This is a genomic window from Nostoc sp. PA-18-2419, from assembly GCF_005869855.1.
GTDB lineage: Bacteria > Cyanobacteriota > Cyanobacteriia > Cyanobacteriales > Nostocaceae > Nostoc.
In genome coordinates this window covers 68727-93065 of sequence record NZ_SZNH01000001.1, presented here as the reverse complement: position 1 = coordinate 93065, position 24339 = coordinate 68727, and the positions used below count along the sequence as shown (strand labels likewise).

The window sequence follows — 24339 nt, the reverse complement described above, 5'->3', positions numbered from 1 at the left end:
CCAACCATTTCTTTAATTGAATTGTATTGTTGATGCGAGGAGCAGTTATGAAATCATTCGTTCGTTGGAGTGCAACATTAGGTATAGCTGGGAGTGTCTTTTTAGTAGGGCTTTCAGGAATAGGCAATTTACCAGGGCTAGGCAATTTAGAGGCGGTAGCTTTACCACAAGATCAGGTAGTGAAAAAGCTACAGGAAGTACCCGTATTCACTCTCACAAATCCTAAAGGTGAATTTGTGGTTCTTTCGAGAAACAACCAATCTAAAACCATCTCTCAAGTAGGATTTTTTATTAGCAAGCAAGATGCTCAAAAATTTCTTGATAGTCGGCTGAAAAAAGAAAATCCTCAACTGGCAAGCACGCTACAGGTAAGACCTTTGTCTTTGGCAGACTACTATAAGATAGTCCTAGAAAGCAAAAAGAAGTCAGATTCAGTAATTTATACTTTAGTGCCGACACAACAACAGGTAGCGTCAGCAACAAGTATGCTGAATCAGAATGGTCAAAAAGTGCAGCAATTCAACGGTATTCCCTTGTTTGTGCCTAAATTTAAAAAAGATAATAGCTATCTGACCATTCCCCTAGCAAAAGGCAACGAGCGCTACATTCCTTTCTTTTTTGAGAAAGAGCAAGCAGTAGCTCTGTTAGACGAATTTAAAAAAGCCGTACCAAAGGAAGCAGACAACACTGAAATTCAGGTAGTGGATTTGTTAGGTGTTATGGAGGCTCTCAATAGTAGCAACGATCCAAGTATCAATAAAATTGTTTTGTATCCATCGCGAGAGTCGATCAATTTTATTCGCTCCCTAGCGGCGAATCAATCAGCTGGTAAGGCTTCGCCTGCGCCAGCTCCAAAAAAATAACGGTTACGCACTCCAAGGTTGAGGCATGGGGGAGAAACATCTGATATCTGGTCTACAACTTTGGCAGTGGCGGAATGCAGCAACTCAAGCAGCGATCGCCACTGATGTTTCACCAACAGAGGTAGATTGGCTACTCCAAGAAGTTGCTGGGTTAGACCGTTTGGCACTGCGTTTGGAGTCTTTTAAAAATTGGCCGCAAATTCAGATGCAATTGCCTCTAGTAGAGTTAGACCAGCTGTGGCAGAGGCGATTAAACGAACGCCTACCAGTGCAGTACATTGCCAAAGCTACACCTTGGCGTCAGTTTAAAATCGCCGTATCGAATGCGGTTTTGATTCCCCGACCAGAAACAGAGTGCTTAATTGATTTAGCTCTAGCAGCTGCTAGCAATAATTCAGGACACTGGGCGGATTTGGGTACTGGTAGTGGAGCGATCACCATCGGACTAGCAAATGTTTTGCCAAAAGCAATAATTCATGCTGTTGATTACAGTCTGGAGGCTTTGGCCATCGCCCAAGCCAACGCCCAAAATTTGGGTTTTGCTGACCGCATTCGATTTTATCAAGGTTCCTGGTGGGAGCCACTGGCATTCCTCAAAGGTCAGTTCAGTGGTATGGTGTCGAACCCCCCTTACATACCCACCAGTACCTTACCTAGTTTGCAACCAGAAGTAGTTAACCACGAACCACATCTAGCTTTAGATGGTGGCGTTGATGGCTTAGATTGCATTCGCCATTTGATTGAAATCTCCCCAAGTTATTTGCAACCTGGTGGATTGTGGCTGATTGAGATGATGGCAGGACAGGCAGATACAGTGCGAGAACTTTTAGAAAATCAAGGTGACTATTGTAAAATCCAAATTCACACTGATTTAGCAGGAATTGAACGCTTTGCCATAGCTTATAAAAGTTAGGAATTACTAAGTTTAGCATTGCTCAAGACTAATGTTATTTATGATGACCGAATAATTACTAATTCGGAATTCGTAATTTCTGGTTACTCTAGCAGACGCTACGCTAAGCAAGTGGCGCTCGTTAGTGCGTTTGCTGTTTTCTGGCGCTTCGTCCGCAACAATAGTAAAAGTTGTGGACGAATATTGTCAGTAAACATGACCCAAGTTTCTCTAGAAAATCTAATAGTCGGCGCACGCAGTGGCTTTTTGGTGAGCTTTCCCACAGATACGGTTCCCGCACTGGCGACGATACCAGAAAAAGCCGGATTAATTTTTATAGCTAAGCAACGCAGTCAGGACAAACCTTTAATTCTCATGGGTGCTAGTGCTGAGGATTTGTGGCCTTATGTCCAAGGTAGTGAGAATGAGTATAAAATTTGGCAAAAAATAACGGATCAATATTGGCCAGGAGCTATGACATTAGTTTTACCAGCAAGTCAGCGCTTGCCAAAAATCATGAATCCTACTGATCCAACTACAATTGGTATTCGAGTACCAAACAGTGTGATCGCTCAAACTATTTTGACGCAAACAGGCCCTCTTGCCACTACTAGCGCTAATTTCTCTGGTCAGCCGCCTTTGCAAAAAATGACTGAAATTACGGCTCAGTTTCCTAACGTTCTGACTCTGGCAATGACAGAATCCCAGGATGAAATGTCAGGATTGGGTATTCCTTCCACTGTTGCCAAATGGACTCAGATGAATTGGCAGATTTTGCGGCAAGGTGCAATCAAGTTAGATTTATCTGATAACCAGATATAGATAGCTATAATGTTGTTTCCCTGGTTTCAACAATTGAGAAATCCGGAAGTTGAATTTGTGCTGTTGTGGTCAATTAACAAGTTAATAATTGCCAAAATATGAATTGGAGTAACTGGATATATTTAGGAGCCGGAATCGCACTAGCTCTGGGTTTTCGTCAACTATTTGCGCGTTTGCCAAACACTTCATCTAGCTTATCGCCAGCAGCATCATTAGACCAACAGCAGATGTCATCAACATCGCAACAGATGCAGCAAACGCAGCTGGCATATTTCATGGCAAAAGAAATGAGCCAGTTTAAAGCTGGTTTTTTAGCGCGGACGACCCATGAATTGCGATCGCCTCTCAATGGTTTAATTGGCTTACATCAGTTAATTTTGTCAGATCTGTGTGAAAATCCAGCTGAAGAGCGAGAATTTCTTGTCCAAGCTCATGAGCGAACGCTGAAATTGCTAAAGCTAATGGATGAAATTCTTAACGTTGCTAGAATTGAGCATGGTACAAATAAACTAGATATTCAGCCCAGATCCTTAGCTGATATTTTGCACGAGGTTTATAACTTAACTTATATGCTGGCAGCAAATCGCAATTTTCCCTTGCAGTTGTTACCCGCAGACCCAKAAATTTATGTTTTGGCAGATTCTCTTTGGCTGCGCCAAATATTAATCAGTTTAATAGACACTGCGATTACTCAGATGGAAGAAGGTAGCATTTATATTTCTAGCAACACTGTCTCTACAAGTAATTTTGTTAATATTTGGCTGGATGTACCAACCCATGCCATACCCTGGAGTGAGCCAATTGACTCGATTAAATCTGAAGAGTTACCAAGTCAAGTTAACTTAGAGAACATTACTCTTTCTCCAGGAATGAGGGTATTAATCAATCAAACTCTGGTGCAAGTTCTCGGAGGAAAACTAGAAATCCTGCCTTCTCCAATTATCAAGGAACCACCTCAGCAATTAAGCAGACTACAAATTTCTATTCCCTTATTCAGTAGTGCTGAGTGTTAAGTGGGGAGTGAGGGAGCAGGGGGAGAATTCCTAGCTCAACACTCAATAGTCATCAGTCAGCACTATTTAGGTGATTGTTGAAGTTCAACTTCTGTATCAGCAAGAAAACTAAGGTTAGCTAAGTTATACAATACCATCGTAGTAGTAGTGTTGGATTGGAAACCAATCTTTTTGTAGAATTCGTGTTGGTGAGTAGTCATCAAATAAACGCGTTCAACCCATCTCATGCGGGGATGACTCAAAACGGTTTCCACTAAATTGCTTCCCAAACCACTACTTCGATACTCTGGATGAATCACAACATCCCAAATCGTTGCGCGATATATGCCATCAGATGTTGCTCTAGCAAAGCCAATCAGCCGCTCACTATCCCAAACACAAATCACTGGCTCGCTGTTGGCAATAGCTATACTTAAATCCTCAATACTGCGGCCTTTTGCCCAAAAAGCTGAAATATTTAACAATTCTTGAAGTTGGTAAAGGTCAATTTCAGACTTGCGATCGCTAAATTGAATTTGAKGATTGTTCATGTATGGCACTCACTTTGGCTGGATCTTAGCTATTCCTAAATCATATTTTGCTAGAAATTGCCGAATGTGTATATGTATATGCAACCAGAGAAAATTTACTCACCTAAGGCAATATTCAATGACAAACCCACTTCCATAAAGGATGAGTTGGCCCTTGCTGACGTATTCGATAAACTTGTTTTTCTAAACGTTGTTTTTCCTGCTCTGGTAATCCCAGTAAAATATTACGACTTTGCCAAACTAATACAGCAGCGGTCATTCCGATACAAAAAGCTAAACCAAAAGTAGATAGCGGGTGATAGAAAAGTCCATATCGCACTGATATCCAAGTAAAATATTGTTGCCATAAAGAAATTTCTGTACGTAAATTCCACAAGCTAATAGGGGCAATGGTGAGCCATAAACAGCCGACAAACAGCCATCTACCATACACTTGAAGCTGATGTAGCCTTTGTACTTGTTGAGCAAACGATGGGTCAGATTTCTCAAAGTCTGAGACAGTAGTTAATGGTTCTTCTGGTTGATCCATAGGGAATAAAATTGCAAGGGGTGAGTGAGTAATTCAAAATACTTTCACCCAATTTTGAAATATATACAAGTTTAAGTATCCTGTGAAGCAGATGTATCAATCTCAGTGCTAAGTAGTTCCTTGGGTTGACTCCTACGTTCTCGCCACCAAGCCAGGAGAGAACCGGCAATGAAAATACTTGAATATGCACCCATTGTAAATCCAATGATTAAGGCAAGGGCAAAGTTTCTCAAGGTTTCGCCGCCAAATAGGAATAGGGCGAATAATGTTAGCAAAACTGTTAACGTGGTATTGATTGATCGTGTTAAAGTTTGATTGATTGCATCATCGACAACTTTATTAATGCCATCGTTAGGATGTAGATTCAGTATTTCCCGAATGCGATCGTAAATTACCACAGTATCTGTCACCGAGAAACCAGTAATAGTTAAAATAGCAACAACGAAAAGGCTATCAACTTCAATACCTGCTACTAATCCCAAGATCGAGAAAGCACCGAGTGTAATCAAAACATCATGGAACAAGGCAAGAATTGCGATTACGGCATAATCTACCTGGAATCGCACACTTAAATAAATAACAATCCCAGCAAAGGAGACAACCAGAGCTAATAACCCTTGGGTAAATAGCTGACGACCAAGTGTCGCCCCAACGATGTCTATTTGAGTGGCTTTTGGGTCAAAGGCTCCAATTTTTTCACTCAAAGCTGTTTGTAACTGGGTGCGTTGTTCGACATTTAATGTCTTTGTGCGAATAGATATTCCCTGTTGGTTTTTACCAACAACTTGGATGCTACTATTATTCAGGTTCTGAGCGTCAACTACTTCTCTGACATCGGAGATATTAATTGGTTGAGTGCAGTTGTTTGGTTGTGCACAATCACGTTCAAATTGTAGTCGCGTACCACCAACAAAATCTAAACTGGGACGTAGCGGTGCGCCTAGTTGCTGCCAAGAAATCAGCATCGCTATAATGCTAATGATCATCAGGGTGGTAGAAATTACCCACCACAAGTTCCGACGTTTGATGACACTAAGTTTCATGACTGCACCTCTGCACCAGACTTAATTGACGTTGAAAGATTGGGACAAAATAACTCTGGCTTACGCAAGTTGGGAAATCCCAATGTTAGGAATAGCAGTGTGCGACTACAAGTAATGGCAGTAAATAAATTCACCCCTAAGCCTAGCGCCAATGTCAAAGCAAAGCCTTTAACTAAACCTGCTCCTAACCAAAACAGTGCGGCACAAGAAATTAATGATGTGACGTGACTATCTAAAATGCTAGACCAAGCTCGGTAGAATCCTGACTCTACAGAACGATATAAAGTTTTACTAGCACGAAGTTCTTCACGGGTGCGCTCAAAAATCAATACATTAGCATCAACTGCCATGCCGATACTGAGGATAAACCCAGCAATACCAGGGAGAGTTAATGTAATACCTAGCAAAGCGAAGGTGGCATAGGTCAATAGCGCATAGATAATCAAAGAAAAGTCGGCAATTAACCCTGGCAGTCGGTAGTAAACTAACATAAAAATCAATACTAATAGCAATCCGCCAATACCAGCGTAAATACTACGTTGAATACTATCTTTACCTAAGGTTGCCCCAACGGTACGGTTTTCAACTATTTCTACTGGTACAGGTAATGCGCCACCGCGTAGCTGTACACCTAAGTCATTAGCTTCTTGTGCAGTAAACCGACCTGTAATTACAGCAGAGCCTCCAGTAATACCAGTAGAGGCAAATTCAATACCGACGGTAGGAGCGCTGATCAGTTCATTGTCGAGAAAAACACCAATACTGCGCCCAGTACCAGCAAGGTTTTTTGTCAGTTGAGCAAAAAGTTCACCACCCTTTTGGTCGAAGCGAATGGCAACATTCCAATTGTTACCTTGAGTGGGTTCACCATAAGCATCCTTGAGGTATTTACCAATTAGCGGGGGATTGGTGCTTTCAAACAATTGGGCGATCGCTTGATTATTTTTGAGTAAATCTTCTTGATTTTTGGTAATTGCGGCTTTATCGTTACTGTTTCTCAACTCTTGTTGCTTTGCTTTCAATTGATTTCGCGATGCTTGGAAAGCTAACAGTTGAGTTTCTGTATTCTGCTTTTGCGTGCGAAATTCTAACTGCGCCGTACCTCCTAGCACCCGTTCGGCTTGCTCTGGGTCGTTGACCCCTGGTAGTTGCACCAATATCTTGTCTGCGCCGACTGTTTGGATAACTGGCTCAGAAACACCCAAACCATTGATCCGACCTTCGACAACTTTCTTCACACCTTCCAATTCTCGTTCAGTGATTTTGGGAATTTCCGCTGATGGTTTCACCTGAATTGTTAGCTGTGAACCTCCCCGCAAGTCAAGTCCAAGAGGTATCGGAATTGTAGCAATCACCGTTATTGCGGCAATTACCAGAACTAAAATCAAGATTAATAGCGATCGCTGTCTTTGCATACCATAACTCGCAACTGACAAAGGCTATAATAGCGCTCTTTTGTAGAGTTATGAATGGGGATTGGGGATTGGTAATTTGTAATTCGTAATGACGCTCGTTCCGACGCTCCTCCGTCGCTAACGCTTCGCTATCGCTAACGTAATTCGTAATTGAAAGTTTACCTCATCTCCAGTCCCCAGGATCTACACCCGCGAAGCTACCATTTTTTCTACAGCTTCCACTATTTGCTCTGGTTGGACAATTGTTAATCGCTCCAGATTACCGTTATATGGTGTGGGGATATCTTGGGAAGAAAGCCGCAGTACTGGTGCATCCAATTCATCGAATAAGCGATCGTTAATTGAAGCGATGACTTCTGCTCCTATACCCGCAGTTCGCATAGATTCTTCTACCACAATGACTTTATGGGTTTTTCTTACTGATGCACCAATGGTATCAAAATCTAATGGTTTAAGAGATATTAAATCAATAACTTCTGGATCGTATCCTTGTTTCTCCAAAGTTTTTACTGCTTGCAGTACATGATGGCGCATCCGGGAATAAGTTATAATTGTGACATCTTTACCTTGACGCACAAGTTCTGCTTTATCTAAGGGCAGCAGGTATTCTTCTTCTGGTAAATCTTCTTTTAAGTTGTAAAGTAGAACGTGTTCAAAGAACAACACCGGGTTATCATCGCGGATCGCAGATTTTAGTAGTCCTTTAGCGTTTCTGGGTGTGGAACAGGCAACAATCTTCAACCCTGGCACCGCTTGGAAGTAGGTTTCTAATCGCTGGGAATGTTCAGCCCCTAGCTGCCGTCCCACACCTCCAGGGCCGCGAATGACCATGGGAATTTTGAAGTTACCGCCAGAAGTATAGCGCAGCATCCCAGCGTTGTTGGATATTTGATTGAAGGCTAGAAGTAAAAAACCCATATTCATACCTTCGATGATGGGGCGCAACCCAGTCATGGCGGCTCCCACTGCCAAGCCGGTAAAGCTGTTTTCGGCAATGGGGGTGTCTAGAATTCGGAGTTCGCCATACTTTTGGTACAGGTCTTTGGTAACTTTGTAGGAGCCGCCGTAGTGTCCCACGTCTTCACCAAGAACAAATACGCTGGAGTCACGCGCCATTTCTTCGTCAATGGCTTCACGCAAGGCGTTGAAGAATAGTGTTTCTGCCATTTAGACCTTTTAGTACGATTATGGTTTTAGAATTTTATCGTGTGGCTGTGGCAAATACCGTGAGCGATCGCACTAGTTGGAGTTTGGTTGTTTAAATTAACCGCCCCAGGCATAGACCTAAGAATTGCTCAAAAGTTGCTTTATTAATTATTTGTAATATACATCTCCTGTAGTATTTGTTTAATTGCTATTTTCCCTCTAAACAGGGATAAATAGCCGAGACAACTATATCAGAGTTGCTACTCAATTCTCCTATGTACGTAAATACACGGTATTAAATGTCTCCTTACTCATCAAATAGATTCGGAGAACTTTGCTGATTTTTTATACTTCAGGTGCGAGAAATTTGTTCATCAAGAGTAAAATTCTATCTTTCAAGCAGTGGTAGAAGCGGAACTCTGTTCACTAAAGCAAAATTAAACTTTAAACTTTAGCTCCATAACAGGGGCACAATGAGTAGCTGATGGTCAAATGCCTGACTAGTGTTGGGTTCATATCAGCTTAATGCACCAATACCTGAGAAACATTAGGTTATCAATACAACTAACGAATCTTAAATTATAAATTGCAAATTAATAAATCTACATTCTTAAGTTAGATTTTTATCGGTTTTTCAAGTCTTTACCCCAAACAAGCCATATATTGAGCAAGTTATGAGCTACAAACTGGGGAATCAGTTACTAGAGATACTTGAGTGTGTGCAAAGCGTCTCGGTCTACCTGGCTTGCGTTTATGTCGCTGATTAATTGACTTTTCACTTGCCGTTGCCAACTCTTCAGGTGTACATTTGAACAGACGCAAGGCATCTAAATATTTTTTTGGCGTCATTGTAGGTTCAGTACGCCCAGCTTCCCAGTTGCGAACACTGGTTTCACTGATTGCAAGCCTGAAGGCAACCTCCGTACGGCTAAGACCAGCACGCTCTCTCAGGACTTGCATATCCATATCCCATGCTCCCCTCGAAAATATTGAATGCTTTTGTTAAATCAATTGACATTAAATGCCAGTTGAGAAAAATTTATTAACTATCTTCTTTTATAAGCGATCGCCTCGCCCTCTAGCAAATGATAAAATCTTTTATTTGTGTATTATCACTTACAAAATGTACATGAAATGTAATTAGTTAACATTTAAAAATCAACCAATTTAGTTATTATTCATCAAAAAAGCCCGAAACATCGTCTAGATAAAGGTTACGTTTGATCCGTAAGCGTGTAGCAGTCGCAGACATCGCAGTAATTGGGACAAATGCGGCTAAATCGGCATCTCAAACTAACTTGAATGATGAATTACAAATTATTTTAAATATGCCTACTCTAGAATAAATGAAAACGTTGTTTATCTTTAGTTTTTAGGCTATTAAAATGTATAGACCTGTGTTTTTATTGCGAATGGATGAAGGAACACAAAATTTTAGAAGAGTTTAGAATATTAAATTTTTAAATTTTGTACTTCATATTTAGGAATTCAAAATTTGAAATTTTGCATCAGTCAAACCAAAATACAACAATCTCACGCCCAAACACCAAAATACAAAAAATTTTGCACCTTCGCGTCTTGGCGTGAGATTTATTAAATCGTTACTATTCAATTGCCCACCCTACTTTAACCATCGCGCTGCATCTTTAGCATGATAAGTCAAAATCAAATCCGCCCCAGCACGTTTAAACCCAGTTAAAGTTTCCAAAACCACACGTTGCTCATCCACCCAACCATTCAGAGCCGCAGCTTTCACCATCGAATACTCACCAGAAACATTGTAAGCTGCAACAGGTAAATTACTCGCTTCCTTCACGCGCCAGATAATGTCCATATATGCCAAAGCTGGCTTAACCATGAGCATATCAGCACCTTCAGCAATATCTAATTCAATTTCTTTAATTGCTTCGCGACTATTACCTGGGTCCATTTGGTAAGTTCTTCTGTCTCCAAATTGTGGCGTCGAATCTGCGGCATCCCGAAATGGTCCATAATAAGCCGAAGCATACTTTGCAGCATAAGACAAAATCGGCGTGTCTTGGAATCCAGCTTCATCCAAACCTTGACGAATTGCTTGTACAAAGCCATCCATCATCCCCGAAGGCGCGATGATATCAGCACCGGCGTTTGCTTGGGAAACTGCTGTTTTTTTCAACAATTCTAGAGTTGGGTCATTTAAAACTCGTCCTGTTAAATCACCAACTTGCAGATAACCACAGTGTCCGTGACTGGTATACTCACACAAACAAGTATCAGCAACTATAATCAAATCTGGTACTGCTGCTTTTACAGCAGTTGCAGCTTTTTGGACGATACCACAATCATGCCAAGCACCAGTGGCATCCACATCTTTATCAGCCGGAATACCAAATAGAATGATTCCAGGAATTCCTAAGTCATAAACTTCTTTTGCTTCTTCGACAATTTTATCTACCGAAAGCTGGTATACTCCGGGCATCGATTTGACCTCATGAGCGATTCCTTCACCTGGTACGGCAAATAGTGGGTAAATGAAATCGCTTGTTGTCAAAACAGTTTCACGAACCATTCGGCGCAGTTGGGGATGGGTACGCAGACGGCGAGGGCGATGTGTAGGAAACATAGATTTTCTTCAGAAAAACAACGCAAATGGACACAAAACAAACCGTCACAAAAGCAGGATAAAACTTTCGTGCCATCAGACAGACTACAAAAAGTGCTTAACTGACATTTGCCCTACTCTTAATCGAGACTGTGGGGCAATTTTGTATTTTACAGCTTTGCTGACCCAATAATTAGTAATTAGTAATTCGTAATTCGTAATTCGTAATGACGCTCGTTCCGACGCTCCTCCGTCGCTAACGCTTCGCTATCGCTACTGCTTCGCTAACGTAATTTGTAATTAATGGTACAAACCTCTCAATTCATTGATGGAGATAAGAATAGCCATTTTTCAAGCCCTCGATTAAAGTATGGGGTGAAAAATTACGAATAACTGTTTTCGTAGCGTTAGCGACATAGAAGCGTCGTTATTAATTACAAATTATTGTGACATGTATCCAACGAACTAAAAAACATATTAAAAATGAAAATGGGCATAGGGCATTGTATCTATAAACAATAAATGATTCAAAATTGACAAATTAAAGATTTTTAGACCCTCTGCTGGTAAAAGCCGGCTATTAGTTGTGTGCATCAAAGTACAACAACAAAAATAAAAAATAACCCATAATTACCAATGCCCAATGTCAAATGCCGAGAATTTATGCTAAAAAACTCGGAAAATAAAGGGATAGCGAAAAGGTATATCAGGATTACTAAAAACCTGGGTGATTGCCCAAATTGTTAGTCCCCAATGCAAAAAATAGCCAATACCTGCTAATGGTCCCAGTAACAATAATGGTAAGACCAACCAACCGAATAAAATGAATAGCGCTCCTAAAATCGCTCCGTAAAACCAGACATTAAAGTGGAAATTGATCGATTCTTTGGCGTTTTCTTTAACAATAGGATCGTCAGATACGAGCAGTATGGCAATAGGTATACCTACAGATACAATAGTGGTACTAAAAAAAATGGCTCCATGAGACAAGGCCGATAAAAGCTTTCGCTTGTCTGTGTCGTACATTCGTTTCTCCTATTTAGTCAGATTATTGGTTATATTACGACCCTATCACGAGCATCGTTGTCTTAAGATTAAAAGACTTACCAAAGTCAAAAAAAATTAAGTTAAGTTACAAACAAATACAGTTATGTCAATTGAACTTGAGCCTGAACTAGATCGCGCAGTTGAACTTCGCCGCAACTTTGCAATTATATCTCACCCTGATGCTGGTAAAACTACACTGACTGAAAAGCTACTACTATACGGAGGTGCGATTCACGAAGCAGGGGCAGTCAAGGCACGACGGGCACAGCGCAAGGCTACATCAGATTGGATGGCAATGGAACAACAACGGGGTATTTCCATTACTTCCACGGTGTTGCAATTTGCATACCAGAACTGCCAAATAAATTTATTAGATACACCAGGACACCAAGACTTCAGTGAAGATACTTATCGAACTCTGGCTGCGGCTGATAATGCAGTGATGCTGATTGATGTGGCCAAAGGTTTGGAACCGCAAACCCGCAAATTGTTTGAAGTGTGTAAGCTGCGGGGTATCCCGATTTTTACATTTATCAACAAGCTTGATCGCCCAGGAAGAGAACCTTTAGAACTTTTGGACGAGATTGAGCAAGAATTGGGATTGCAAACTTATGCCGTAAACTGGCCGATCGGCATGGGCGATCGCTTTAAAGGTGTCTTTGACCGACACAAGCAACAAATTCACTTGTTTGAACGCAGTGCCCACGGCAGCCGAGAAGCTCGTGATACCATAGTAGAATTAGGCGATCAAAGAATAGAACAGCTGCTAGAACAAGACCTGTACTATCAACTGAAAAACGATCTAGAACTGTTAGATGGAGTTGGTCCAGAACTAGATTTGCAGTTGGTACATGACGGCAAAATGACGCCAGTGTTCTTTGGTAGCGCCATGACAAATTTTGGGGTAGAGTTATTCCTCAAGTACTTCCTAGACTATGCCCTCAAACCCGGTTCCCACAACAGCACTGTTGGCGAAGTTCCCCCCACATACCCAGAGTTTTCTGGGTTTGTGTTCAAACTGCAAGCAAACATGGATCCGAAACACCGCGATCGCGTCGCATTTGTCCGGGTCTGCACTGGTAAGTTTGAAAAAGATATGATGGTGAATCACGCTCGCACTGGTAAACTTGTCCGTCTATCCCGTCCGCAAAAACTCTTTGCTCAGGAAAGGGAATCGATTGATGAGGCTTATCCTGGCGATGTGATCGGTTTGAACAATCCCGGTGTTTTTGCGATCGGGGATACAATTTACACTGGGCAAAAGCTGGAATATGAAGGGATTCCGTATTTTTCGCCGGAATTGTTCGCAACTCTCAGAAACCCCAACCCCTCGAAGTTTAAGCAATTCCAAAAAGGCGTTGCGGAATTGCGTGAAGAAGGTGCTGTGCAAATTATGTATTCAACTGATGAAGCCAAGCGCGATCCAATTTTAGCGGCGGTAGGTCAGTTGCAATTTGAGGTGGTGCAGTTTCGTTTACAAAACGAGTATGGTGTAGAAACCATACTAGATTTATTACCCTACAGTGTCGCCCGTTGGGTTGAAGGTGGTTGGGAAGCATTAAATAAGGTGGGACGTTTATTCAATACCACTACATTCAAAGACAGTATGGGACGCCCAGTGTTGCTATTCCGGAATGAATGGAATTGCCAACAATTAGAGGGCGACCATCCAGAATTAAAATTAAGCGCGATCGCCCCAGTGTTTTCTAGTCAACAACCAGTGGAGGAATGAAGAAAAATACAGAATTCAGAATTAGTTAATTCAGAATTAATCAGCCAAAAGTTACGGCCAAGGCTTCCTGCAAGCTGAACTTTTCAAGAGAGTGAAAGTCCCAGTCTTTGATTGATTCAAGAGAATCAAATTAAAAATTTGATGGATCTTCAACTCACTTAATGCATCCGCTAGTAGTACAGAATTCAATTCTGACTGTTGACGAGAGCATTGGCAGTCTGGGGGTTTGCTCCTGAATTCTAACTCCTGAATTCTGACTCCTTTGTTCGCACAGGTGGACTTAGCTGGGCACAGTTGATTCCCACGGCATCTGAGGTTCGCGCTTTTGCCCAAACGTGGATCGTTTAGAAGAGATTGGAGTGCCAGAATTTGTATGCCTTCACATGCCAAATCGTCTTTGGAGGCTGGTTTAGTTGCCCTCAAGCAGGGAAATTACCAAACAGCGAWCGCTCAGTTAGAACCTCTTGCTAGCAGTGAGACTAATGCGACTGCTAATTTACAAGCAAGGGTTGGTTTAGTGATGGCTTATGCCCGCACTGGTGAAGTCTCCAAAGCGATCGCTTTTTCCCAAAGTCTGATCGAGAGTAACAATCCCCAAGTTCAAGAGTGGGCAACACGCGCTCTCGAACATTTGACAAAACGTAAAAAACCTGAAGTAGAATCAAAAAATGTTGAAACTGGATTTGTTGCCTTTGAGAATTCACCCCCAGATACTCCTGCATTAGAGGAGAAGCCAAAAGATGAAGTAACACAAACCAACACCCATAATATCCCAACGATGGTGCCACTAGCTAAACTCAAAGCTACTGTCACACCACCTCCACCTTCGCCGCCTCTCAACGGCTTCATGGGTTCTGTCACCCGCACCCAAGCCAAACTATTCGGCGTTATTTATTGGCGACAAGCACAACGTGCCAGGGCATGGCAACCTTTACGTAAGCCAAAATTAATTCCCTTGCGCCTGTTAGCAGCAGGAACATTCATCGCTCTGTTTTGGGTAATGCGAGAAATCCTCAAATTAATATTGGGATTTATCAACCAGGCTTTAGACAAACTTCCCTATGTAGAACCATTACAATTTTTATACAATGACCCTACGCGACTGTTGCTAATCGTGCTGGTAATTTTGATGGGAGCATCACCTTGGTTGCTGGATTTGCTGCTAGCAAACTTTTATGGTCAACGAGAATTTACCAAAGATATATTGAATGCTCATAGTCGAGAAGCCGTTCGGGTGCTACAACGTTGTTGCCAACAACGGCACTGGCCGTTACCCAAACTGCGAATTTTACCGATGGCTGCACCAATTATTCTTAGTTATGGTAGTCTACCACGGAACGCAAGGATTGTAATCAGTCAAGGGTTGTTAGAGCAATTAGCAGATGATGAAATTGCGATCATTTACGCCACTCAGATAGGGCATATTGCTCACTGGGATTTTGTAGTCATGTCTTTGTTGTTGCTGGTGACACTACCAACTTATAAGGTATATGAGCAAGTATCAAAGTTGGGTGATGGCATATCAGGCAAAATTTGGCGCACTCCTGTGACAATTGTGGCTAGTCTGATTTATGGAGTTTGGTGTTTGCTGACTGGGACTGGATTGTGGTTGTCACGGTTGCGGCATTATTATAGCGATCGCGTTGCAGCCGAAGTTACTGGTAATCCCAATGCTCTAATTCGGGCTTTACTCAAAATTGCTATTGGAATCGCAGCTGATATCCAAAAACAAGAACACACTAGTTGGCAGTTGGAAAGCTTAAATATCGTCGCACCGATTAGCCACCAACAAAGTCTTTCTTTAGGCACTATTGCCAGTAATCTCTCTTTTGAATCCTTTTTGAAATGGGATATTGTCAATCCCTATCGCCGATGGTTTACGATTAATAATAGCCATGCTCTAATAGGCGATCGCATCCAACGCCTCTGCCAAATAGGCGATCGCTGGCATCTAGATACCGAATTACATTTCCCTACCCAACAGGCATTAAAGGTTAAGCGTCAGTCTTTCTTATTACAAATCGCTCCCTGGTTGGGAATTCCTTTAGGGTTTTTGTTTGCTGGTTTGGTTTGGCTAACGTGGCAATTAGCATTCACTTTTCGATTTTTAAATCTCAAGTGGATCTATGAAGATTGGTCTTTCATTACAGGCTGCCTTTTGATTGGCTTTAGTATCGGTACAGTGATCCGGATTAATTCTTTCTTCCCCGATATTAAATCTGCCACTGTGCAAACTGATGACTGCCTGCCCAACTTATTAGCTGACCCTTCTGCCTTACCCATTGACAGCATCAGCGTGCGTCTTGTGGGCAAATTATTAGGTCGTCAAGGCACTAGCAACTCCTTAGCCCAAGACTTAATCTTACAATCAAGCGCAGGCTTAGTAAAACTACACCACGTTTCTTGGCTGGGACAATCACTCAATCACCAAGATTTGATTGGTCGGCAAATTATCGTCACAGGTTGGTTCCGCCGAGGAGCAACACCTTGGATCGATATTCAAACGCTAGAAACTCAAACTGGTAAAACCCTTCACAGCCCTCATCCCATTTGGTCTACTGCTTTAGCAGTTGCAGCACAAGCTTGGGGTGCATATATTTTTCTCACTGGTTAGTCATTTGCTTTGGACAAAGAACAAATGACAAAAGACAATGTAAACAAAAGTTGCAGGTTTTATTCCCAAGTGTTACATTTATTTACACAAACAATAGCAACCGACATAACTCAGCCTCATCGCTTTGTGATCAATTCGGATGCTTTTTCCCCCTTCCATACCTTTTCATCCTCTCAACACAGCAGCAAATTAACCAGCCACTGGCTGGTTTTTGTTTCTATAAATAGCGTCTTGAAGAAAAAATGTATTTTATGTTACGATGCAATAATACTAAAGTCGAAAATGTATGCGCTAAACTAGCTAGGTAGAAAATACCGTGGTAATGTAAAGAATGGTATTTTATTCTGCGAAAAAGGGCATTAAAGAAAGCGTGTACTTTGGCAGACAGTAGGCTATTAAATTTACAATTCTTAGAATTAAGGTGTTATTAGCTCATTATTGTAGTGTGAGCCTTTGGATTAATTAAGCTTGATCCCAACGAAAAACTGTATTGTATAGGTTGATAGTTTGGAACAAAAAAATTGGTTGGTGGCAGTCATTGTCAATAGCATCTATTTAAAAGCCAAAGCCAAGTAATGGTTTTCTCACCTTGCCATGTTCATTCATCTGTTGGAGGTATAGTTCATGTCCGTTCGCCTATATATAGGTAATTTGCCTAAAGAAGAAATTGATCGTCAAGATCTACAAGCAGTTTTTGCCGCTGAAGGTGATGCTGTAACTACTAAATTAATTAAAGACCGTAAAACTGGCAAATGCCGTGGTTTTGGTTTTCTGACGGTCAATAATGACGAACAAGCTGACCAAATAATTGAAAAGTATAATGGTCAGATGTTTAAAGACACTCCCATCAAGCTAGAGAAGGCATTACCTCGTACAAAGGGTGAGGAGGGCGAGGAGCAAGCTCCTAAAGCAGTTAATGTTGCTAGTAATAACCCTACTCCTAACACTAATAAAGAAGGTAGCCGTCGTGATAAAGGCTCTAAGAAGCCTCGTCGTGGCGGTGGCGGAGGTTCTCGTGAAAGCACTACGACTACAGAGTCAGACGCTATTCGTCCAGATCCCCGTTGGGCTTCAGAATTAGAAAAGCTCAAACAAATGCTAGCTGCACAAACTACAAATTAATCCTTAAGGGAGAGAAATTAAAAATTAAAAATCAGAATTATTTTTTTGATTTTTAATTTTTAATTGTTAATTCTTGTCTAGCTACTTAATTAAAAACTGTTTGCAGATAATTTTCTAACTGCTAGCAAATCCCGTAGATTTGGGTTTGCGTGTTGGTTGCTATTCCTATTTATAAAGCACAATTTGTCGAACGGTACTCAAACCAAAATAACTGGTAGCTTAATGGTATGAGATACTACAGCGCGTGTATGTTGTTTCAACATGAGCATTTTTAATTTTCATTTGACCTAGTGGTAGTAGATTTTAGTTAGTTCTTTCACCTATCATTTTCGCACCGATAGCAAAGCGGATAGTTGCTTGATTGCTTTGAGCAATCAACATTGTCCCTATCTATTGGAAGTACGACTATAAAAGGTATAAATGAAAAACTTTTTTGTGAGTCAGACTGGGGAAGTTGAGTTTTTTGCGATTTTTCCTTTAATCATGCTGAGTTCACCCAGCGTCCGTTAGCTGTTGTAATCAGCCAACTCTATGAAATTTGCTTCCTATTAAAAAATAAAGAATAGAATCTCATCTATCATAAGTATTATATATGTAATAAATATTTAGTATAAAAATAATTAAACATCTGGTACTTAATCTTAAAGCCTATTTCTGGCAGAAGATGTAAAAAAATATTATCTATACTAAATTAAACTCAACATTAATCAAAGTTATTAAATAACTCAGGTCAGCGTACTCTATATATACGTTAACTTGGGATCGGCTAAAACTTTGTTACAATCAGCAACACACAGACTATGAACTCTACCACCGAAAAACGTATTGCCTTAATTTCCGTCCACGGAGACCCAGCGATTGAAATAGGGAAAGAAGAAGCTGGAGGACAAAATGTTTACGTGCGCCATGTGGGTGAAGCATTAGCGCAGATAGGATGGAAAGTTGATATGTTTACCCGTAAGGTAAGTTTGGAGCAAGATTCAATCGTTCAACATAGCGAGAATTGTCGAACGATTCGTTTAAAAGCAGGCCCCTTGGAATTTGTGCCACGAGATGATATTTTTGGATATTTACCAGAATTTATAGATAATTTTCTTGAATTTCAAGGAAAAAACAGTATCTCCTACCAGTTAGTTCACACCAACTACTGGCTTTCCAGCTGGGTAGGTATGGAGTTGAAGAAAATCCAAGGAGTTAAACAGGTTCACACCTACCACTCTTTAGGAGCAGTAAAATATAATACTATAGAAAATATTCCGCAGATTGCCAGTCAACGATTAGCAGTGGAAAAACAAGTGCTTGAGACAGCAGAGCGAATTGTCGCGACTAGTCCTCAAGAAAAAGAACATATGCGATCGCTCGTTTCGACTAAAGGCAATATTGATATTATTCCCTGCGGTACAGATATTCAGCGATTTGGTTCGATTGGACGAGATGCAGCCAGATTAGAATTGGGAATTGATCCAGAAACCAAGGTTGTATTATATGTTGGTCGTTTTGACCAACGCAAAGGCATAGAAACCTTAATACGTGCAGTAAGCGAGTCTAAAGTGGGTGACTGTAACAAAGTGCAGTTAATTATTGGTGGTGGTAGTACTCCAGGTAATAGCGACGGGATTGAGCGCGATCGCATTGAGCAAATCGTTAACGAATTAGGGATGAGTGATTTTACCACCTTTGCCGGTCGTTTGAGTCAAGATGTTTTACCAACTTATTACGGAGCAGCTGATGTTTGCGTTGTTCCCAGTCACTACGAACCATTTGGACTCGTGGCGATTGAAGCGATGGCCAGCGGTACACCAGTGGTAGCTAGTGATGTTGGTGGACTTCAGTTTACTGTAGTTAACGAAGAAACTGGTTTATTAGCTCCAGCGCAAGATGTAGCTGCTTTTGCAAATGCGATCGACAGAATTTTGTTGAATCCAGAATGGCGAGACAAACTCGGTAAAGCTGGTAGAAAGCGCGTTGAAACTAAGTTTAGTTGGGATGGCGTTGCTAATCAACTGAGTGAACTTTACACTCAACTGTTGCAGCCACAACCATTAGCATCAACAGCGAAAGAATTAGTACATTCAGCAGCCGAATTAGTGCAATCAACAGCAAAAGAATTAGTGCATTCAACTGCCGAATTAATGCATTCAAAAGCAAAACAGCCAGTTTTGGTAGCTAAATAATTCTCTGGCGTTAGAGATAATGGTGAATGGGTAACTCGAAAGTCAGCAACAATTTTATTTTCCTAGTTCCTTAGTCACCATATATTTATTATAAATACTTTTCTAGGGTGAGTAATTTCTACTGTTAGTTTAATTAGTAGAATTTACTTACCCTATATATTTGCATAGAAGTTGATTGACAAATTTGCTTTTATATAGAACTTCTAAACGAGAAAGTGAAAATTATCGTTATGGTTGTCCTTTGTCACTTGTCCTTAGTTATTTGGTACAAAGGACTAATGACAAATAACCAATGCTTGACTCGATTAGGACTGCTATAACCGCTATGATAGTTGAGGTGTGCTATGCTTTGACTAAACGAAAATAAAAGCATAGCGATCGCTACCATTTGAATGTTAATAACTAATCGCTTTGCAACCAGTTGACTTTACCACTCTCACAGCTGCTTGTAGCGAAATTCGTGCAAACTGGCTACCATCACGCTTAGAGCAAGTTTATCAGCGCGATCGCTACACTATTGCCATAGCATTACGCACTTTGAAACAACGGGGTTGGCTAGAGATTTCTTGGCATCCTCAAGCTGCACATATTTGCATCGGTGATCCGCCACCACGAATTCCTGATACCTTCACTTTTAGCCAACAACTGATACACCAATTGGCTGGTTTGGCTTTAGTAGCAATTGAAGCGATCGCCCCTTGGGAACGAGTTATTGATTTACAATTTGCTCGGCGTCCTGGAGAAAACGCCCTATATCATATCTACGCAGAAATTATGGGCAAGTATAGCAACGTCATTCTCACTGACGCTAGCAATATAATTATTACTGCTGCCCATCAAGTCAGTCAGCAACAATCTAGTGTCCGTCCTATCCAAACCGGACAACCTTACGAAACACCACCAAAACTTATTGGGACTATCCCCAATTTGAGCGAATCTCAACAACGCTGGCAAGAACGCGTAAGCTTAGTACCAGGAGCAATCAAGCGGCAATTACTCAAAAGTTATAGTGGTTTGAGTGCAGCATTGTTAGAATCAATGTTATTAATAGCAAATATTCCACCAGAAATATCCACCGACACCCTCAAACCTGACGATTGGCAAAGATTGTTTGAGCGTTGGCAAGAATGGCTGCAAGCCTTGGATTCGAGCAAATTTCAACCCGCTTGGACAAAAGATGGCTATACAGTAATGGGTTGGGGTGGAGTGGAAAGCGTCAAAGACACTCAAGAATTACTCAACCGTTACTATAGCGACCAACTCTATCAACAGCTATTTTCTCAATTGCGCCATCAGTTGAGCCAGAAATTAAATAATATTTTGGCGAAATTACAGAATAAAGCTCAAACTTTTAAGACACGCTTGCAACAATCAGATCGAGCTGATGAGTATCGGCAAAAAGCAGATTTATTAATGGCTCACCTGCAAAACTGGGAACCAGGGATGAAACAGATAATTATMCCAGATTTTGAGACTAATCAGCCGATAGCGATCGCTCTCCAACCAGATAAAAATGCCGTCCAAAATGCCCAAAGTCTTTACAAACAGCACCAAAAACTCAAACGCGCCCGTTCTGCTGTAGAACCGCTACTTTTAGAAGCGCAGACAGAAATTGACTATTTGGAACAAGTACAAGCTGCGATCGACCAAATAGACAACTATCAAACAGCACAAGATTTGCAAGCTTTAGAAGAAATCCGCGAAGAACTGATTGGGCAAAAGTATCTTGAAGATCCAGAATACCGCGATCGCACCAATAATGAAACCTCTACAAGTAACTTTTATCATTATCTGACCCCTAGCGGCTTTGAAGTTTTAATCGGTCGTAACAATCGCCAAAATGACCAATTGACTTTTCGTGTAGCTGGGGATTATGACCTATGGTTTCACGCTCAAGAAATTCCAGGTAGCCATGTGCTACTACGTCTTGAACCTGGTGCTGTTGCAGAAGAAGCTGATTTACAATTTGTAGCTAATCTTGCCGCTTACTACAGTCGCGCCCGTCAGAGTGACCAAGTGCCAGTAGTATACACTCAGTTAAAACACGTCTACAAACCTAAAGGAGCAAAACCAGGAATTGCCATCTACAAGCAAGAGAGCATCCTTTGGGGAAAACCACAATTAGTCATTAGTCATTAATCATTAGGCAAACAGAGAGTGTTAACTGTTGACTAGACCTCTTGCATAAATATTTTTTTGTCTCACGCAGAGGCGCAACCGAAAGTCTGAGCGCCAGCTTCCGACGCTCGCAGACTCGCTAACGCTGTGCTATCCGTAGACGCTTTGCGGTGAGGGGGTCGCGGTCTTGGCGGTTTCCGTCGATTGCGATCCCCCGAACCCATAGGGCTTGCCGGAGGCATCAGAACTTTCCAAGACACAAACGCACAGAAGAGAACACAAAGAAGGACTTTTGCAAGAGGTCTACTGATGATTGATGACTGATGAGTGAGGAATTAAGAGTTATTTTCCTCATCCCCCCATCTATACCCTGCGTCGTACCGAATTATTCTTATAGATAGAGGCTTTTAAGTTTTGCTTATATCTTTTTTTGATGAAAATTTCTGAAAAATCTGTGTTGGCTGTTACAATATTGTTAAGAAAAGTTGCCCGTTGCATTTTAGGAACGCGCAATTGGGTTCTAACTCTCTTGAGAAGACAACGCAAAAAAATTTTTTAGGCCAGCTGTGGGAGGCTGGTCTTTTTGTTATTACTAATAAACTTTTTTTGGATTTTAGTTAGATGAATTACTAATTAATTCGTCAAATGTAAATCAAAGACGGCTTAAAATTAACCGTAATGCTCTATATATATCATTTCCAAAAATTATTTGCAAAATACAAATAAAATGTCTAAAGAATTCGCTATTGGTAGTAAAGTCCGTGTTATCGCATTACCACCCTATATCAAAACTGCTGAACCTATGCCTATGCTACGCCCTCCCGATGTGATTCATATTGGTGAAGAAGGTATAGTTATTGACCGTAGACCTGGTGGATATTGGGGTATTCGCTTCACAAGAGGAGCATTTCTTTTAGATAGCCAATATATCGAAAGCACAGATATTCCTCCCCAATCTGACTCAGAGTGAGATTAGTAGCAACCAAAAATTGTAAACTTATGTAAAGTTGTGATTTTGATTTTTACTATGATTTTCCGCCGCACTTTTTTGTGTATATTATTTGCCAGCTGTATTTCTATTATTAGCTGGCTGAATTTTACCCCTGGTGCTAATGCTCTTGGTGGTAAACTTCCTGCAATTAATCAACCCGCACCGGAGTTTACTTTGCCAACCAACACAGGCGATGGCAAAATCTCCCTCTCTGACTTTCGCGGTAAGTGGGTAGTTTTGTACTTTTATCCTAAAGACTTTACCTCTGGTTGTACTATAGAAGCTCGTCGTTTTCAGCAAGATTTACCCCAGTATCTCCAAAAAAAGACGCAAATTCTCGGTGTCAGTGCTGATGACATTGATTCCCACGCTAAATTTTGTGATTCAGAGGGACTAAAATTCCCGCTATTGGCTGACACTGATGGTTCAGTAAGTAAAGCTTACGGTTCGTGGCTCAGTTTCTTATCTATGCGCCACAGTTTTATCATCGATCCTCAAGGCATCTTGCGCCAGACTTTCGTCAAAGTTAACCCGAACATCCACAGTTCAGAAGTACTAGCACGATTAGAAAAATTGCAGTCCACAGCTTCTTAAATAATTAGCCTAAGTTAAAAATTCACTTTTATAGCTTAGGCTAGTAATTAGTTCTGATATTAAAATACTTTGCCATTTTTTAATACGTTAGGTTCACTTTGCTCAACTCAACCTATGAATTAAAATTTTTTTTAATTTGGCAAAGGTATTAATAACAATTTTAAAATTGATTGCAACAGATGAATTTACAAAATGCAGACACAGAAGTTCATTCCCAATCTAAAATATGTCTTTGAAAGGTCTATTAAACTGTTCCACATTTAAATTGCATAATGAGAGCGGGCAAGATGCCCACTCCACAAGAGTTATATAAATTTTAGATATGCAAACTAGATGTGGTTTAGCTTAGGAGTGGTATTATTGCAAGCTATTGCCGATTTTTAGTGGTAAGACTTTCCACAAAATCCTAAATGGTATTGGTTTGATTGTCAGTTTGCATACCAGGAATATTTTAGATTAATTTTTGTAGAATCTGTGTCTGCAAGAATATTGCTAAATTTAAATTATCAATCTAAAACCTCCGAATGTCGCATCCAGGATATTATTACCTAGAAGCTTCAGTTGAATTCCACCGATGATTGTCATCAATTCTAGTTGTGATAGTTTTCGTTCTTCAACTTGATTGTCTGGTTGCAAATCAGTAATTTTGATTCTGGACATATTTTTTCCCTGATATTTATTTCAAATACAAATAAATTTTCGTTTAACTAGATAGCAGTCTCATCAACCAAAAGTTATAAAGTTTAGTATTTCAGGGCTTTTTAAATAGACATTAGTGTCATTATCTCTTTTTAATTACTTATTGTCTCATAAACTCAAGATTACAGGCGTTAATTTGATTGATGTTTCTACAGGACACAGCATAAATCAAATAACTATTTAAAATCTTTAAAAAACCTATTTGATAATAATTTTTCTTTATAAACAGGACTTAGGGTACTAATGAGGGCGAACGTATCACGGTGCTAGTGGTTCATCTCATTGATTTTGTAAGTTAAATGCGTTTCAAGTGAGGACTTTAATTTGGAAATATTTAAGCACTAAAGTACTGACTACAAACTTATCAAAATTTTTGGGATGAACCACTAAGATTTATCCAACAAGCTGCTAGCT

21 protein-coding genes and 1 pseudogene are annotated in these 24339 nt (G+C 40.7%); 12 read left to right on the top strand and 10 right to left on the bottom strand.

From position 1 onward, the window contains the following. Positions 1-47: 47 nt before the first annotated feature. The 4 genes from FCR06_RS00355 (at position 48) to FCR06_RS00340 (ending at position 3590) form a co-directional block, all read left to right on the top strand. Complete coding sequence (locus FCR06_RS00355; protein WP_189523280.1) at positions 48-863, top strand: Tic22 family protein; 816 nt, start codon at positions 48-50, stop codon at positions 861-863. Between the two features lie 25 nt (positions 864-888). Further along, positions 889-1776, top strand: a complete 888-nt coding sequence (prmC, locus tag FCR06_RS00350) for a peptide chain release factor N(5)-glutamine methyltransferase (protein ID WP_138496884.1) — start codon at positions 889-891, stop codon at positions 1774-1776. 195 nt (positions 1777-1971) lie between these two features. Beyond that, the gene (locus FCR06_RS00345) at positions 1972-2577 is read left to right on the top strand and encodes an L-threonylcarbamoyladenylate synthase (RefSeq protein ID WP_138497155.1); all 606 of its coding nucleotides are present in this window, start codon (positions 1972-1974) and stop codon (positions 2575-2577) included. A gap of 98 nt (positions 2578-2675) precedes the next feature. After that, a complete protein-coding gene (locus FCR06_RS00340) occupies positions 2676-3590 on the top strand; it encodes a sensor histidine kinase (protein ID WP_138496883.1) in 915 nt (304 codons plus the stop codon). A 62-nt stretch (positions 3591-3652) separates the two neighbouring features. Here FCR06_RS00340 and FCR06_RS00335 read toward each other — a convergent pair whose 3' ends face one another. The 6 genes from FCR06_RS00335 to FCR06_RS00310 form a co-directional block, all read right to left on the bottom strand. Next, positions 3653-4120 (bottom strand): GNAT family N-acetyltransferase, encoded by a 468-nt coding sequence (locus FCR06_RS00335; protein WP_138496882.1) that lies wholly within the window; start codon positions 4118-4120, stop codon positions 3653-3655. 115 nt (positions 4121-4235) lie between these two features. Continuing rightward, positions 4236-4649: a hypothetical protein gene (locus FCR06_RS00330; RefSeq protein ID WP_138496881.1), complete on the bottom strand. Its 414-nt coding sequence runs from the start codon at positions 4647-4649 to the stop codon at positions 4236-4238. A gap of 71 nt (positions 4650-4720) precedes the next feature. After that, on the bottom strand, positions 4721-5692 hold the full coding sequence (gene secF / locus FCR06_RS00325) for a protein translocase subunit SecF (RefSeq protein ID WP_138496880.1): 972 nt from the start codon (positions 5690-5692) through the stop codon (positions 4721-4723). Beyond that, positions 5689-7107: a protein translocase subunit SecD gene (secD, locus tag FCR06_RS00320; protein WP_138497154.1), complete on the bottom strand. Its 1419-nt coding sequence runs from the start codon at positions 7105-7107 to the stop codon at positions 5689-5691. Before secD ends, secF begins: the two co-directional genes overlap by 4 nt. 183 nt (positions 7108-7290) lie before the next feature. Then, positions 7291-8274 (bottom strand): alpha-ketoacid dehydrogenase subunit beta, encoded by a 984-nt coding sequence (locus FCR06_RS00315; RefSeq protein WP_138496879.1) that lies wholly within the window; start codon positions 8272-8274, stop codon positions 7291-7293. A 651-nt stretch (positions 8275-8925) separates the two neighbouring features. Further along, positions 8926-9219: a helix-turn-helix domain-containing protein gene (locus FCR06_RS00310; protein ID WP_138496878.1), complete on the bottom strand. Its 294-nt coding sequence runs from the start codon at positions 9217-9219 to the stop codon at positions 8926-8928. A gap of 254 nt (positions 9220-9473) precedes the next feature. On the opposite strand from FCR06_RS00310, the gene FCR06_RS34125 reads away from it, so the two are divergent. Beyond that, the gene (locus FCR06_RS34125; RefSeq protein ID WP_262984630.1) at positions 9474-9599 is read left to right on the top strand and encodes a hypothetical protein; all 126 of its coding nucleotides are present in this window, start codon (positions 9474-9476) and stop codon (positions 9597-9599) included. A gap of 275 nt (positions 9600-9874) precedes the next feature. On the opposite strand, the gene hemB is transcribed toward FCR06_RS34125, so the two are convergent. Beyond that, complete coding sequence (gene hemB / locus FCR06_RS00305; protein WP_138496877.1) at positions 9875-10855, bottom strand: porphobilinogen synthase; 981 nt, start codon at positions 10853-10855, stop codon at positions 9875-9877. 645 nt (positions 10856-11500) lie between these two features. After that, the gene (locus FCR06_RS00300) at positions 11501-11860 is read right to left on the bottom strand and encodes a DUF4870 domain-containing protein (protein ID WP_138496876.1); all 360 of its coding nucleotides are present in this window, start codon (positions 11858-11860) and stop codon (positions 11501-11503) included. Positions 11861-11984: 124 nt separating this feature from the next. Between FCR06_RS00300 and FCR06_RS00295 the strand changes: the two genes are divergently transcribed. The 5 genes and pseudogenes from FCR06_RS00295 to FCR06_RS00275 all read left to right on the top strand — a co-directional run bounded on the left by FCR06_RS00295 (position 11985) and on the right by FCR06_RS00275 (position 21662). Next, positions 11985-13613, top strand: a complete 1629-nt coding sequence (locus FCR06_RS00295) for a peptide chain release factor 3 (protein ID WP_138496875.1) — start codon at positions 11985-11987, stop codon at positions 13611-13613. A gap of 373 nt (positions 13614-13986) precedes the next feature. Further along, positions 13987-16227 (top strand): M48 family metallopeptidase, encoded by a 2241-nt coding sequence (locus FCR06_RS00290; RefSeq protein ID WP_138496874.1) that lies wholly within the window; start codon positions 13987-13989, stop codon positions 16225-16227. Between the two features lie 624 nt (positions 16228-16851). Next, a complete protein-coding gene (locus FCR06_RS00285; RefSeq protein ID WP_138496873.1) occupies positions 16852-17349 on the top strand; it encodes an RNA recognition motif domain-containing protein in 498 nt (165 codons plus the stop codon). An 800-nt stretch (positions 17350-18149) separates the two neighbouring features. Beyond that, positions 18150-19385, top strand: a pseudogene (locus FCR06_RS00280) (glycosyltransferase family 4 protein); the annotation flags it as partial. Positions 19386-19934: 549 nt separating this feature from the next. Continuing rightward, positions 19935-21662, top strand: a complete 1728-nt coding sequence (locus FCR06_RS00275) for an NFACT family protein (RefSeq protein ID WP_138496871.1) — start codon at positions 19935-19937, stop codon at positions 21660-21662. Positions 21663-21724: 62 nt separating this feature from the next. Here FCR06_RS00275 and FCR06_RS32305 read toward each other — a convergent pair whose 3' ends face one another. Then, the gene (locus tag FCR06_RS32305) at positions 21725-21883 is read right to left on the bottom strand and encodes a hypothetical protein (RefSeq protein WP_189523279.1); all 159 of its coding nucleotides are present in this window, start codon (positions 21881-21883) and stop codon (positions 21725-21727) included. A gap of 485 nt (positions 21884-22368) precedes the next feature. On the opposite strand from FCR06_RS32305, the gene sipA reads away from it, so the two are divergent. Both sipA and FCR06_RS00265 read left to right on the top strand, forming a co-directional pair. Next, positions 22369-22611, top strand: a complete 243-nt coding sequence (gene sipA, locus FCR06_RS00270; RefSeq protein ID WP_138496870.1) for a regulatory protein SipA — start codon at positions 22369-22371, stop codon at positions 22609-22611. 57 nt (positions 22612-22668) lie between these two features. Beyond that, entirely contained in the window at positions 22669-23226 is a 558-nt protein-coding gene (locus FCR06_RS00265) for a peroxiredoxin (protein ID WP_138497153.1), read from the top strand. Between the two features lie 498 nt (positions 23227-23724). Here the strand turns inward: FCR06_RS00265 and FCR06_RS32300 are convergent, their stop codons facing one another. Then, the gene (locus FCR06_RS32300) at positions 23725-23886 is read right to left on the bottom strand and encodes a hypothetical protein (protein ID WP_189523278.1); all 162 of its coding nucleotides are present in this window, start codon (positions 23884-23886) and stop codon (positions 23725-23727) included. Positions 23887-24339: the final 453 nt, after the last annotated feature.

Excerpts from the sequence above, each read along its gene's own strand:
- FCR06_RS00310 (WP_138496878.1), bottom strand. The coding sequence starts at position 9,219 with ATGGATATGCAAGTCCTGAGAGAGCGTGCTGGTCTTAGCCGTACGGAG.
- FCR06_RS00355 (WP_189523280.1), top strand. The coding sequence starts at position 48 with ATGAAATCATTCGTTCGTTGGAGTGCAACATTAGGTATAGCTGGGAGT.
- FCR06_RS00285 (WP_138496873.1), top strand. The coding sequence starts at position 16,852 with ATGTCCGTTCGCCTATATATAGGTAATTTGCCTAAAGAAGAAATTGAT.
- FCR06_RS00295 (WP_138496875.1), top strand. The coding sequence starts at position 11,985 with ATGTCAATTGAACTTGAGCCTGAACTAGATCGCGCAGTTGAACTTCGC.
- secD (WP_138497154.1), bottom strand. The coding sequence starts at position 7,107 with ATGCAAAGACAGCGATCGCTATTAATCTTGATTTTAGTTCTGGTAATT.
- FCR06_RS32300 (WP_189523278.1), bottom strand. The coding sequence starts at position 23,886 with ATGTCCAGAATCAAAATTACTGATTTGCAACCAGACAATCAAGTTGAA.
- FCR06_RS00315 (WP_138496879.1), bottom strand. The coding sequence starts at position 8,274 with ATGGCAGAAACACTATTCTTCAACGCCTTGCGTGAAGCCATTGACGAA.
- FCR06_RS00265 (WP_138497153.1), top strand. The coding sequence starts at position 22,669 with ATGATTTTCCGCCGCACTTTTTTGTGTATATTATTTGCCAGCTGTATT.
- secF (WP_138496880.1), bottom strand. The coding sequence starts at position 5,692 with ATGAAACTTAGTGTCATCAAACGTCGGAACTTGTGGTGGGTAATTTCT.
- hemB (WP_138496877.1), bottom strand. The coding sequence starts at position 10,855 with ATGTTTCCTACACATCGCCCTCGCCGTCTGCGTACCCATCCCCAACTG.
- FCR06_RS32305 (WP_189523279.1), bottom strand. The coding sequence starts at position 21,883 with ATGCCTCCGGCAAGCCCTATGGGTTCGGGGGATCGCAATCGACGGAAA.
- prmC (WP_138496884.1), top strand. The coding sequence starts at position 889 with ATGGGGGAGAAACATCTGATATCTGGTCTACAACTTTGGCAGTGGCGG.
- FCR06_RS00345 (WP_138497155.1), top strand. The coding sequence starts at position 1,972 with ATGACCCAAGTTTCTCTAGAAAATCTAATAGTCGGCGCACGCAGTGGC.
- FCR06_RS00330 (WP_138496881.1), bottom strand. The coding sequence starts at position 4,649 with ATGGATCAACCAGAAGAACCATTAACTACTGTCTCAGACTTTGAGAAA.
- sipA (WP_138496870.1), top strand. The coding sequence starts at position 22,369 with ATGTCTAAAGAATTCGCTATTGGTAGTAAAGTCCGTGTTATCGCATTA.
- FCR06_RS00300 (WP_138496876.1), bottom strand. The coding sequence starts at position 11,860 with ATGTACGACACAGACAAGCGAAAGCTTTTATCGGCCTTGTCTCATGGA.